A 12,184-nucleotide genomic window follows, 5' to 3' on the forward strand; every position below is an offset into this window, starting at 1 on the left:
TGGATTTTCCCGATTCTGTATCCGTACTTTGAATCATTTCTCTATATTTACTTATTGATAAAAATCAAGCCGGGCAACCTGTCGATGATTGTTACAACGCCTGCGTACAATTATCAAAGGATAATCCCTTCGCAATGAAATCGATGTGTGGTGCTTGCTGTCCCATACCAATTCCAATATGCATTCCGTAAGTGCTTTCGTTTAACAACGAATTAATATTCCACTGAATCGCATCATGTTCCACGCATCCAAAGGCGAATTCGGTGGCAGACATTTCCCTTCTGTCCCGTTCAAACATTCTTTGTAAACACGCTGTCTCGTCTTGTCCCCCCGCGATCAATGACACCAGTTTATTATTTTCAAATGTGACGAGGTTTTTCCCCTGGCTAACCAGTTGCAGTAATCGATCAGCATCCTTGTGACATTTTTTCTTCAATTCGGGATTGTTGGCGAGATAAATTAATCCATCGAATTCCAGGGTGCCAGCGAGAGAAAAACTTGATCGCTCCGATTCCATATTCACTACCGACGCTTCAAACCATTCTGCAATCGAGTAAAACCAACCCCCGGATAATTCGAGATCACAATTCGCGATTTCCAATTCATCACCGAGCGTGCAACGCACGTCCGTCGCGCCACGCTGTATGTGAACAATGTCGCTAACAGAGAATGCCTCGTAGACTTGATTACGATAGTGAATAGCCTTTGCGACATCGACAGCCAGCATCCGTTCCAACGCGTAATCAATACTTGCTATCGAATTGTCAAATTTCGCCACCGCAATATGTGATACGTAGGCGCGGGAAGTATCCCATAACACTTTTAATTTATCGTGGGTTTCATACAACGAGATGATTGCAAAGCATGGTTTCTCAATGCTGAAATCAAATCGATCAAACGCCACCAAATTTCTAAACCCCTGACGTCTTAGCGATTCGTATACCGGCATGCTGTCGTAGAGGCAGGTCAACTCCCTATCCTTCAACGCTTTGAAATAGTCGATAAAATGCATTCTGTTCTCCCCAAAAAATAAAGAGCCCGCAAGCTCTTTATTCTTATTTATTTTTGATTTACCAGTAGGCGTTTTGATTTTTTTTGCGGGTGTCTTTGGAGATTTGTTTGAGTGTTTTTTTCATGATTGTATTCCTTTAAAAATTTTAAAAAAGCGAAAAATTGGCGCGATTGAAAACTAATTCAGTCATCACTTTAGCCTCACGAATAGAGACTTAAGCGAACATAAAGTTCATCGAAATCTTATCTTTTTGAGGGAGGTAAATAGTCGCCGCAAAAACGTATCAGTCGTGCGCGATAATCGTATTATATTTTTGTCGTTTGGTAATTAAGTAATACCCCTAGATCGCCAAATCTGCTGTCCTGAATATTCAAATCCGAGTCTATTATTTGGCACGAAATTCCAAATAAAAAATTAGGGAGATGCGATCTATGGGGCAATCTGTTCAGTTGGATGAGGATCATTTACGGAAGCAAGTAGGGCGGCAGTTTGCGGTGTTATTTAGGTCGTTATTATCACGAATTTTTAAAGTACTGACACCCAGCCGATATCGCGGTCAGAAGTTTTTAACCGGCGCCGTATTGATGACTCTTGCCGGTCTCAGCGGCACAGTCACCAGCGCTCAGGCAACACCCAGCACCACCAGTTACGCCTACGACAAAATGGGCAACGTGACAACGATCACCGATCCGCTAGGCAACGTCACCACCTACCAATACGACAGCCTCAACCGACCGATTCAGCAACGTCTTCCCGCACCGATGGCGGGTGGCGTCGGCCCCACCATCAACGTGCGGTATGACGGGCAAGATCAACCTCGCTCCGTGACCGATCCGCGCAGTCTGGTCACCACCTATGACGTCGATGGTTTTGGCAACCAGACCGCCATCACCAGCCCCGATACCGGCACGACCCTCAAGACTTATGACGAAGCCGGTAACATGGAAACCTCCACCGATGCCCGCGGTAAAACCACGACCTATACGTATGACGTCCTCAATCGGGTCAGCCACATTGCCGACGCCTCGGGCACGGTAGCGCAGTTCGACTATGACGGCGTCAGAACTGGCAACATCCGGTCCGACATCGGTTCCTTAACCCGCATGCGCGACCCGTCCGGTTTCACCACTTATCATCATGATGGTTTTGGGCAATTGCGACAACGTGAACAGACGATCGGTAGCGGTTCCGATGCACAGCAGTTTTCGCTCGCCTACACCTACGCGGTCGGTGGCAATGAACGCGGCCTGACCGGTATTCTCACCTATCCAAGCGGCAACCGAATCCGCTACGAGTACGATGCCACCACATGGCTCATTGGCCTTACTTTGCTGCCGGTCAATGCCCCCGGTTCCGGCATTCCCCTCTTGACGCATATTGACTATCAACCGTTTGGCCCCGTCAACGGCTGGACGTGGGGCAACAGCACCACCGCCGCACCCAACATTGCTGTGCGCACCTTCGACATGGCTGGCCGGATCACCGGTTATCCGCTCGGCAATATTGCGCAGAACGGTACGCAACGGCAACTGGCTTACGATGCTGCCAGCCGGATTATCGGCATGACCCATACCGGCGGTGTTACCAACAAAATTATCCCAAATAGTCTGGATCAACGCTTCAGTTACGACAATCTGGGTCGCGTCATCAGCGTCACCGCCAGCACCGCCGAAGGTGATCACGTCCAGCACTATCACTACGATCAGAGCGGCAACCGCACCCAGACCGTTTTTGATAACCATGATTACGCCAATACGATTGCCGCCAACAGCAACCGCTTAACCGCCACCACCGGTCCTGCACCAGCGCGTGTCAATATCTACGACGCCGCAGGGCACGTACTCAGCGACGGCACGCGCAGCTACCTCTACAACAACACCGGTCGCATGATCAGCGCCACCAACGCGGGCAACACGGTCACCTACACCTACAACGGCAAAGGCCAGCGCACCATAAAACAAGGCCCGGAGACGGTCGTTGCCACCGGCCTCAACAGCTACATCTATGACAAAGCCGGTCATCTGATCGGTGAATACGATGCACACCATCAAGTCATCCAAGAGACCGTCTTTCTGGGCGATATCCCGGTAACCGTCATGCGCCAACGCAGTGGCAACGACGGCAAATCCACCGTCACCGAACTCTTTTATATCTACGCCGATCACGCCAACACGCCCCGGGTCATCACCGATGCACGCGACAACCAGATCGTCTGGCGCTGGGATCACGCCGACCCATTCGGCATCTTGCCACCGCATGAAAACCCAAGCGGACTCGGCAACTTCACCTACAACCCACGCTTCCCCGGCCAGTTGTATGATCGGGAGACGGACCACTTTTATAATTACTATCGGGATTATGATCCGCAGTTGGGACGGTATTTGCAGAGTGACCCGATTGGGTTGGCGGGTGGGATTAATACCTATGGGTATGTGGGTGGGAATCCGGTTTCGTATAGTGATCCGTTTGGGTTAAATCCTGCGACCGCTATTGGTGCCGGAATTGGGACTGCTATATTTCCGGGGCCAGGAACCGTTGTTGGTGCTGTTGTGGGAACCGGAGTCGGCGTTGGTTTGGGTTACTGGGTCAATAGTGTCCTTCAACAAAATAAGCTTCCACCTGGAGCAATTGACGCAATCCCGGGGTCTAAAGAATGGGGCAGAAGAAATGGAGTGGACAACGCCGTTGATATATTTCACGAAATTAAAAAAGGAAATCGAAGAAAACCTGGTTCCAAGGCAGTCGACAACTGCGCAGTAAATCCTAATACTGGTGAAGTGTTTGATGGAAACGGCGAGCATATTGGAGACCTGGGTGATGGTCACTAACAATTTGGAGGAAAAATTCATGACGATATCTGTCACATTAAGATTTACCGGCGATCTTCTGAACCCAGGGGAAATTACCACAATGTTGAATGTTGTCCCTCGTATATCCAGACGCAAAGGCGACCGAAAAATTTCATCCTCCAAAAAAGAAATCATATCGAAATTTGGTCTTTGGACATGGAAGAGTGACGATCCATCTAATACACTAACAATCGACGATCACATCAAATGTCTAAAAGACAGATTTCAGCATGCATACGATTTGCTTCCTAATTTGCCAAATGTAGACAATGCTTGGGTAGATATATGCATTGTGGACAGCGAGGGTGAGGGTGGTGATTCAAGTGTATCGCTTTTATTGAGTAAAGAATCAACAGTCATACTTGGCAATATTGGATTGTCTATAGAGTTCACAATATATAGGTCGATCCCAGAAGACGAATAGCGCGGTTGAGCCAGAATGGGGCAGAGATGATTGTAAGTGCGCGCTCAGTCCGTCTGTACATACGCGCTAAATTTCCCCTGCCATAACCGATGCACGCGGCAACCAGATGGTCTGGCGCTGGGACCAAGGCGATCCGTTCGGCATCTTGCCCCCAAGCGAGAATCCACGCGGAATCGGCAACTTCACCTACAACCCACGCTTCCCCGGCCAGTTGTATGATCGGGAGACTGATCACTTTTATAATTACTAGCGGGATTATGATCCGCAGTTGGGACGGTATTTGCAGAGCGACCCGATTGGGTTGGCGGGTGGGATTAATACGTATGGGTATGTGGGTGGGAATCCGGTTTCATTTGTTGATCCACTGGGCTTGTGGGGGTGGCCCTCAGGCTATATCACTATAGGTGCGGGAGGCGCAGGAAACGTTGGGCCGATCGCCGGAAGTGCTGACTCCGGTATTGCTATTGATACAAAAGGTACCGCTTGTTTTTATACAAATAAATGTTTTGGTGCCGGCTGGAATGCTCCGGTTGGAGGAAGTGTTGGTATTGCGGGTTCTGTTGGTGCCGGCGCCTTGTGTAGTGGCACTTCAAATACTAGCGGGGGCTATATTGGACCACATCAGCTTCAAGGAAATGGTGATGGTGCTTCGTATGGACGATGGCTCTTAGGTCCTTCTGTTGGCATGAGTGCAGGTTATATGCAATGTGAAACGCAGTATTATTGTCTCGGTAAATAGATATGGAAAAATCAATGTCTGAACAAAAAATTATAGCCGTTGGCTTTATTTCATTGCTTATTGCTCTTGCTGGCTTTGCTTTAATGTGGTTTGACATTTGGCTTGATGCAAAACTGATTGTTCAAATTTCCGTACTTGTGGGGGTAGGTGCTGTTGCCGTAGGATTGCTTTTGAGATTAATAGGCTATAAGAATAAGAAAAAAAAGTAGGTACATAGCGGGATTAAAGTTTATGGATGAATGGCCAGCTGATCATAAAAATATCAACCGTGACATAAGCGGCCAGCACACTGAACCGTATTGCTTTTGAAGGCGGAGTCATTATTGGCGATAACGAAGGTAATGGCCGGGCCTCCAGTTGCGTAGGATCAGCGAAACCAAGTAAAAGATAAATTCACAATAAATAGGATGCAGCGCCATGATAATGATCGCACCATTTTTCGATGTATCACTTAGAGTTTTTCATCCGACTATTGACCCTAACGAAATTACAGAGCAACTCTCCCTGATTTCGACTCGCAGTATGAAACGAGGTGATGACCGAAAACACTAACAGGGCATGCATAGGAGGGGGTATATAAAGAATCATATTGGTATTTCCATTATTTGATACCGTCCGACATCGGATTAAGCGATTTCTTAAAGGCGTGTGTGGAACAAATTTCTTCTTACAGTATGCTGTACATAGGATATCAAATGAAGGTGGGCGATCTGAGTTTTACGTACAACTAATGGGAAACGTAAATGCTGGAGACGAGCTTAAATGGGAGTTGCTAAATCCATTAGCAGAATTACGGCTTAACTTGTCCATTGAAATATTTCCTAAAACGTCCAGTTCTGCGAAATGGCTATATCCCAACGTTCTAGAGCAACGTTTATGACGATCTTCGTCGGAGGGCAACATTTTGATGATGAATGAGGGAGTTGCTATGACCATTGAGAAGAAAGTAAAAGTCACATCCGACATGCCATGAGTACATCGCGATTCGTAAAACTATCAATCGCCATTATATTTTCCTCTACATTACTTTATGGGTATGTTTTCTACGCGATGTCTACAGGAGCCGCGTTCAATGCATTTCAGGAATGGTGCATGAGTTCTCAAAGATTAGTTGCCATTGCCGGAAATTTTCAAAAAGTAGAATTACTTCCGTTTGAATCTTTTTTTGAAAAGGATAAAGGACACGTCGGAGTAGCAGGTTTTACTGCACGTATCGTAGGATCAACAAAAACAGTTGACGTCAAAGTCTTAATGACGCGGTCAGGCGATAAGTGGGAAGTTGAACGGATTTTGCTACATGGGAAACGATTGGATACAGAATAATGCTTATCGTTTTTCCGGAAAAATCCGTTCAAGGACCGCAATCCGCCGTCACTGAACTCTTTTATATCTGCGCCGATCATAGCAATACACTCCGCGTCATCACCGACGCCAGTAACAACCAGATGGTCTGGCGCTGGGACCAAGGCGATCCGTTCGGCATCTTGCCACCAAGCGAGAATCCAAGCGGACTCGGCAATTTCACCTACAACCCGCGCTTCCCAGTTGTATGATCGGGAGACGGATCACTTTTATAATTACTATCGGGATTATGATCCGCAGTTGGGGCGGTATTTGCAGAGCGACCCGATTGGGTTGGCGGGTGGGATTAATACGTATGGGTATGTGGGTGGGAATCCGGTTTCGTATAGTGATCCGTTTGGGTTAAATCCCGTTGCTGGCGCTATTGGCGGTGCGGGAATTGGCTCTGCGTTTGGACCGGTTGGTACGGTGGTTGGTGGTGTCGTTGGGGCGGGTGTTGGTGCTTGGGTTGGCTGGAATGTGGTTGGGCCGATGTTTAACGAAAACAATGCCGATGGCCCAGTCGTTTATCCTAACAATCCCGATAGACCAGGCCGTTCTAAATTCAGGCCAATCAACGGAACCCCAGGGAAGCAATGCGATGATGATTCTATATGGGAGCGGGATAAGTCAGGTCATGGAAATCGAGATGGTGACGGTAGCCAATGGAAACGTTGGCCTAATAAGGAAGCTTGGGAAAGAGGCGATACGCCAAACAGTGTTTGGCCTGATGGAAGGGTACGTAAATAAACGATGATTACCGACTTGAATTTTGAAAGCTTGTTCAATCAAGCCCTAAAAAACTGGCCTGATGCAATTGATTTAAGTGCACTTCAATATGCCGAGCCAGATCTGAGCAATTACGCTGTAAAAGGCCTGGGAGTATTAATTGAGGATATTGAAAATACTTATATTGGAATGGATGCGGAAGCTATCACACGTACTTTGCATTACGCACTATCAGACGTAATACACGCCGTAGCAAAATTGGTTTTGAAGTTGGAGCTAACTTCCATACGACCTGAAATTGTCCGTTTGTTTTTTGAAAGGCGATTAATGGATGCCGCTGCGGCCTCAGATTTAAACTGGAAGCCAGAGGACTACGCTTTAGCAGAAGCTTATTTTGCGCAAAATCCACCACACGCAAATAGTCCCGACGCCGTTAGTCGTTAAACGTGAAATAAAAATGAGTCACTAATAATATTCTGGTCGCGGCTTGCAGCTCCGTCCGGCCAAGGTCGGGCCACAAGACCGATATTTTTACATATACGCCGACCGTAGCAATACACCCCGCGTCATCACCGACGCCAGCAACAACCAGATGGTCTGGCGTTGGGATCAGGGCGATCCGTTCGGCATCTTGCCCCCAAGCGAGAATCCACGCGGAATCGGCAACTTCACCTACAACCCACGCTTCCCCGGCCAGTTGTATGATCGGGAGACTGATCACTTTTATAATTACTACCGGGATTATGATCCGCAGTTGGGGCGGTATTTGCAGAGCGACCCGATTGGGTTGGCGGGTGGGATTAATACGTATGGGTATGTGGGTGGGAATCCGGTTTCGTATAGTGATCCGTTTGGGTTAAATCCTGCGACCGCTATTGAGCTTCCCCTGAAATTTAGTTCTCCATAGGTGACGTAAAATAACGTTACATTTGGAAGAAACAGAAATGACTAAAATACCAAAACAGGCATACACGATCGAGTTCAAAGAACTTGCCGTCAAACGGGTAGCTGATGGCCAGCCCATTTCGTTGGTAGTCAAAGAGTTAGGCTTGAGCGACCAGACTTTGCGTAACTGGATTAAAGCTTCTGCGACAGGTAAGCTCAACGGTGCCGGTAACAAGGTGATCACACCAGAGGCCATGGAGTTGTCCCGTCTGCGCGCCGAGGTCGCTCGTCTAAAGCGAGAGAACGAAATCATAAAAAAGGCAGCGGCGTACTTCGCGCGGGATGTTCTGTGAAGTACGCCTGGGTTGAGGCGCAAGGCAAGATCTTTACGTTGGTTGAAATGTGCGCGTATTAGCGGCTTTCGGGCGTGGAAACGGGGCGGTACGCCTACTCGCAAACGCCTGACGGATCACCAGACACTGGCGGTGGTCCGCGGTATTCATACTGAACTCAAAGGTGCTTACGGCAGTCCCCGCATGGTCCGTGAGCTGCGACTGCGCGGTTTCACTGCTGGCAAAGAACGTATCGAGAGGCTCATGCGCGAGAGCGGCATCCGTGCTCGCCATAAACGGCGCTACCGAGCAACTACCGACTCGAAGCACGGCTTGCCAGTAGCGGAAAATCTGCTGGCCCGGGAATTTATGCCAGATGCGCCAAATCAAGTGTGGACTTCGGACATTACCTATCTTTGGACCGATGAAGGCTGGTTGTATCTGGCTATCGTTCTTGATCTGTTTAATCGGGAAGTCATTGGCTGGTCGCTCAAGCCACGCATGACGACCGATATCGTGACGGACGCATTGAAGATGGCATGGTTTCGCAGAAGACCGGCTCCCGGCGTCATGCATCACTCGGATCGTGGCAGTCAGTACGCCAGCTATGCGTTTCAAGAAAAACTCAAAGAATTTGGCATGATCTGCTCGATGAGTCGGAAAGGAAATTGCTGGGACAACGCCCCTACGGAGAGCTGGTTTAACAGCTTTAAGAATGAACGTTATCATGGACTGCGCTACCCAACCCACGCCGACATGAAGGCTGCCAGCTTTGAGTACATTGAAGTTTTTTATAATCGCAAACGGCTACATTCGACGCTTGGCTATCGATCACCAATCCAGCATCTGGAATTATGGGCAAGTGAGCAGGAGAAGGAAAAACTAGCGGTATAAAATCCACCTCATGGACGACGAAATATCGAGGGAAGCTCAGAAAGCCATCAAGCAGCATTTGGCCCGATGGCCGAATTCGAAAGTAGAGGAGTGGATATGAATTTAGATTTTGAAAGTCTGTTCAGGCAAGCCTTAAAAAACTGGCCCAATAAAATTGACTTGAGTACATTGCAATACGCAACATTAGATATTGAAAGCTACACGATAAAAGGACTGGGGAAAATTTCTAATGAGATTAAGGATAAATGTGTAGGTACAAAGATGGAAGTCATCACACGTACTCTGCAAGGCGCACTTTATTCAGTAATCCATGCGACAGCAAAAACAGTTCTTAAATTGGAGTGCTCTTCCATCCGTCCGTCCTGAGGCCGTGCGTTTAGTTTTTGAAAAAAAATTAAGAGAGGCAGCGGCGTCCTCGGATTTAAACTGGAAGCGAGAGGGTTATGCTTTAGCTGAGGCATATTTTTTAAAAAATTCATCTCCCTAGAACATGACGAGTGGGTTTCAAGATGTTGGGAAATGAACATGCGACTAAATTTTGATAGTTTATTAATACAAGCGTTAAAAGAGTGGCCTCATAAATTTGATTTAAGTGTGCTGCAATATGCAAATCCTGACTTGAGTCGCTACACGGCAAAAGGGCTTTCTGACGCCATCGAAGACAGATATATAGGGACCGAAACCGAAGTCATAACGCGTACTCTGCATGGAGCAATTTATTCTGTGGTCCATACCGCTGCAAAAACTGTGGTTCAAGTTGAGTTGTCGTCACTAAGGTCTGAGGCGGGAAGGTTGGTTTTTGAACAGTATTTAAAAAAATCTGCTGTGTCTACGACCTTGAATTGGAGGTCCGAAGATTACAAATTGGCAGAGGACTATTTTGCACAAAATTCTTCTCAAGGAAATAGTCTTGATTCATCTTCCTAAAATGAGATTCTCAAGTGATTGGATCGGTAAGTATATATCGTTAAAAATTTAAAAGAAAAAATAAAAAAGCCGCATCCAACAGGGTACGGCTTTTACTAAATATAAACCCCATCCTTAATATAGTCAATCAGGCTTGCGCCAGCAACGCCACCGGATGTACCTCTTCATCAACAATCATGCCGTTCTCCAGCTTGATACAGCGATCCGCCAGGTGGAAATAGCGGTCGTCGTGGGTGATGGCGAGTACGGCTTTGCCGCGTGCTGCCAACTCTGGCAATAATTCCTGATAGAACACGGCTTTGAACATGGGGTCTTGATCTGCTGCCCATTCATCGAACAGATAAAACGGTCTGTCTTCGAGATAGGCGACAACCAGCGCTAGGCGCTTGCGTTGGCCTTGCGATAGTTCTCGTGTTGAAAAGGCGCCGTTGACGATTTTTACTTTGTGATCTAGATGGAGTTTTGCCAGCAGTGCATTGGCACGGGCGTCCAGATCGCTTGAATCACCTGGTTTTCCGTTGGCGTTGGAACTGATACCAAGCAGCGATTCAAACAAATGAAAGTCTGAGAATACCGCTGAGAAAAGTTGACGGTATTGCGGCCGATTGACGTCGTTAATGATGTGTCCGTTGACGCGTACATCGGCACCTTCTGGCGTATAAAGACCTACTAATAACTTTGCCAGGGTGGTTTTTCCACTACCATTTCCACCGACTAAAAATGTTAATTCACCGGGTTTGAAGGTCAGGTCCATGGGGCCGAACTGGAACATGCCGTCTTCTTTTTCGCGATAGTAGCGATGCGTCAGTCCTCTGATGGATAGTTGTTGGAAGTCGTCAAATGTCGTGGACGTAGTGTCGTTTTCAACGTCTTGGAGTTCCTGCAAAACGTTCTCTATACGGCCGAGCGAGACGCGGGCGGCGTTGAGTGTTGGCAGGTTGTTGAGTACACCATCCAGCGGCACCAGCATGAATAGAAATACGATCACATAACCGGCCAGAACCCTGAAATCGATGACGGCAATTTGACTTGGTAGAAAAATCACTACGCCGAGGAATACGTAGAATAGAAACAAAATCCAGCCGACTCCGACGGCATACGATACGAACGCCTTGGTACGATGCAAGCGCACTGCGTCAATCTCTGGATTCAGTGATTCGTGCATAAAACTGCGGGCGCGTTCGCGATGTAATTTTAGCTCTTTAGCACCGGCGAATAAGGCGTTGAAGTAGCCGAACAGTTTGTCTTGCGCCACGCCAGCAGCTTCTAGCGCCTTGATGGCACGGGCATCGCCGAGTCGATAGCCTAGCGAACCGATGACGACGACTGCGCTTGCCAGGAAGAATACTGGCCATGACAAATAGGCCAGATATCCAAGGCAACCGGCGACGATGGAGCCGTGCATAAGCAGATTGGGTAGGGCGAAGAAAAGCATCGACACATTGGTCGCATCTTCGGTAACGATCGATTGTGCACGCGCTGCACCCAATTTTTCGACATCGCGATAGGACGCGCTGGCGACGCGTTGGGAAATATGTTCGCGCATTTTACTCATCGTGCCTTGACTGAGTTGTGCAAACAGTACGCCACCCAGAATCCGGCTTACCAGCGTCAGCACGGCGAGCCCCGCAAATTTCCAGGCCAGCGGCGTGAGCGCCTCGGGTGTGGCTGTCAGCGCATGGTTGATGAGCGCGACCAGCGACACGCTGGAAAGTCCATTGACGACGCAGGCAATTAACGCTATCGCGAGCGGCCAGCGCGAACGATATAGGAGTGACAGTAAAAGCCGGGTTGCCGGTCGATTTTTTTGGCGCGGTGGAGTCTTCATCGTATTCGCAAAAGTGGGTGTCATTGATTAGACGATTGGGAGGCGAGAATAATTAGCCAGGACTGTCGCAAAATCGCCCCAACTGCGTTGCGCTCTCCTGGCTGGACTAACGTACTGTCGTCGGCGCGCCTTGTTGAGAAGGTTTTGCGTAAATCTTATTAGCGTCTTTTTTTTTCGGGTGAAGGTCATGCTTAAAAAGTGCTGACCCCATTCGTCATCCCATT

Annotated in this window: 16 protein-coding genes; 13 read left to right on the forward strand and 3 right to left on the reverse strand. The window is 48.1% G+C overall.

Annotation, left to right across the window (positions count from 1 at the left end):
* Window positions 1-91: 91 nt before the first annotated feature.
* Window positions 92-1,012, reverse strand: a complete 921-nt coding sequence (locus tag QN379_RS05625) for a hypothetical protein (protein WP_323506194.1) — start codon at window positions 1,010-1,012, stop codon at window positions 92-94.
* Window positions 1,013-1,443: 431 nt separating this feature from the next.
* Between QN379_RS05625 and QN379_RS05630 the strand changes: the two genes are divergently transcribed.
* Entirely contained in the window at window positions 1,444-3,840 is a 2,397-nt protein-coding gene (locus QN379_RS05630) for an RHS repeat-associated core domain-containing protein (RefSeq protein WP_323506195.1), read from the forward strand.
* A 19-nt stretch (window positions 3,841-3,859) separates the two neighbouring features.
* A complete protein-coding gene (locus QN379_RS05635; RefSeq protein WP_323506196.1) occupies window positions 3,860-4,285 on the forward strand; it encodes a DUF4279 domain-containing protein in 426 nt (141 codons plus the stop codon).
* Here the strand turns inward: QN379_RS05635 and QN379_RS23650 are convergent.
* Complete coding sequence (locus tag QN379_RS23650) at window positions 4,251-4,520, reverse strand: hypothetical protein (protein WP_416348529.1); 270 nt, start codon at window positions 4,518-4,520, stop codon at window positions 4,251-4,253. The two genes, QN379_RS05635 and QN379_RS23650, sit on opposite strands and share 35 nt — an antisense overlap.
* A gap of 45 nt (window positions 4,521-4,565) precedes the next feature.
* Here QN379_RS23650 and QN379_RS23655 point away from each other — a divergent pair, with 45 nt between their 5' ends.
* From QN379_RS23655 to QN379_RS05680, 11 genes are all read left to right on the forward strand, one after another.
* Window positions 4,566-5,024, forward strand: a complete 459-nt coding sequence (locus QN379_RS23655; RefSeq protein ID WP_416348523.1) for an RHS repeat-associated core domain-containing protein — start codon at window positions 4,566-4,568, stop codon at window positions 5,022-5,024.
* A gap of 14 nt (window positions 5,025-5,038) precedes the next feature.
* Window positions 5,039-5,233 carry a hypothetical protein gene (locus QN379_RS05645; protein ID WP_323506197.1) on the forward strand — a complete coding sequence of 65 codons (195 nt, stop codon included), beginning with the start codon at window positions 5,039-5,041 and terminating at the stop codon, window positions 5,231-5,233.
* Between the two features lie 883 nt (window positions 5,234-6,116).
* Complete coding sequence (locus QN379_RS05650) at window positions 6,117-6,347, forward strand: hypothetical protein (protein WP_323506198.1); 231 nt, start codon at window positions 6,117-6,119, stop codon at window positions 6,345-6,347.
* Window positions 6,347-6,577 carry a hypothetical protein gene (locus QN379_RS23660; RefSeq protein ID WP_416348524.1) on the forward strand — a complete coding sequence of 77 codons (231 nt, stop codon included), beginning with the start codon at window positions 6,347-6,349 and terminating at the stop codon, window positions 6,575-6,577. The genes QN379_RS05650 and QN379_RS23660 overlap by 1 nt, the downstream gene beginning before the upstream one ends.
* Complete coding sequence (locus QN379_RS23665) at window positions 6,570-7,115, forward strand: RHS repeat-associated core domain-containing protein (RefSeq protein WP_416348525.1); 546 nt, start codon at window positions 6,570-6,572, stop codon at window positions 7,113-7,115. The genes QN379_RS23660 and QN379_RS23665 overlap by 8 nt, the downstream gene beginning before the upstream one ends.
* Window positions 7,116-7,118: 3 nt before the next feature.
* Complete coding sequence (locus tag QN379_RS05660) at window positions 7,119-7,538, forward strand: hypothetical protein (protein WP_323506199.1); 420 nt, start codon at window positions 7,119-7,121, stop codon at window positions 7,536-7,538.
* A gap of 43 nt (window positions 7,539-7,581) precedes the next feature.
* Window positions 7,582-8,001, forward strand: a complete 420-nt coding sequence (locus QN379_RS05665; RefSeq protein ID WP_323506200.1) for an RHS repeat-associated core domain-containing protein — start codon at window positions 7,582-7,584, stop codon at window positions 7,999-8,001.
* A 37-nt stretch (window positions 8,002-8,038) separates the two neighbouring features.
* A complete protein-coding gene (locus QN379_RS23670) occupies window positions 8,039-8,332 on the forward strand; it encodes a transposase (protein WP_416348526.1) in 294 nt (97 codons plus the stop codon).
* Between the two features lie 12 nt (window positions 8,333-8,344).
* Window positions 8,345-9,205 (forward strand): IS3 family transposase, encoded by an 861-nt coding sequence (locus QN379_RS05670; protein ID WP_416348527.1) that lies wholly within the window; start codon window positions 8,345-8,347, stop codon window positions 9,203-9,205.
* A gap of 66 nt (window positions 9,206-9,271) precedes the next feature.
* The gene (locus QN379_RS05675) at window positions 9,272-9,571 is read left to right on the forward strand and encodes a hypothetical protein (RefSeq protein WP_323506201.1); all 300 of its coding nucleotides are present in this window, start codon (window positions 9,272-9,274) and stop codon (window positions 9,569-9,571) included.
* A gap of 159 nt (window positions 9,572-9,730) precedes the next feature.
* Entirely contained in the window at window positions 9,731-10,132 is a 402-nt protein-coding gene (locus QN379_RS05680) for a hypothetical protein (protein ID WP_323506202.1), read from the forward strand.
* Between the two features lie 127 nt (window positions 10,133-10,259).
* Here QN379_RS05680 and QN379_RS05685 read toward each other — a convergent pair whose 3' ends face one another.
* Window positions 10,260-11,960, reverse strand: a complete 1,701-nt coding sequence (locus QN379_RS05685; protein ID WP_323506203.1) for a cyclic peptide export ABC transporter — start codon at window positions 11,958-11,960, stop codon at window positions 10,260-10,262.
* Between the last annotated feature and the right edge of the window lie 224 nt (window positions 11,961-12,184).

The sequence above is a fragment of the Glaciimonas sp. Gout2 genome (genome assembly GCF_035018905.1).
GTDB lineage: Bacteria > Pseudomonadota > Gammaproteobacteria > Burkholderiales > Burkholderiaceae_D > Glaciimonas.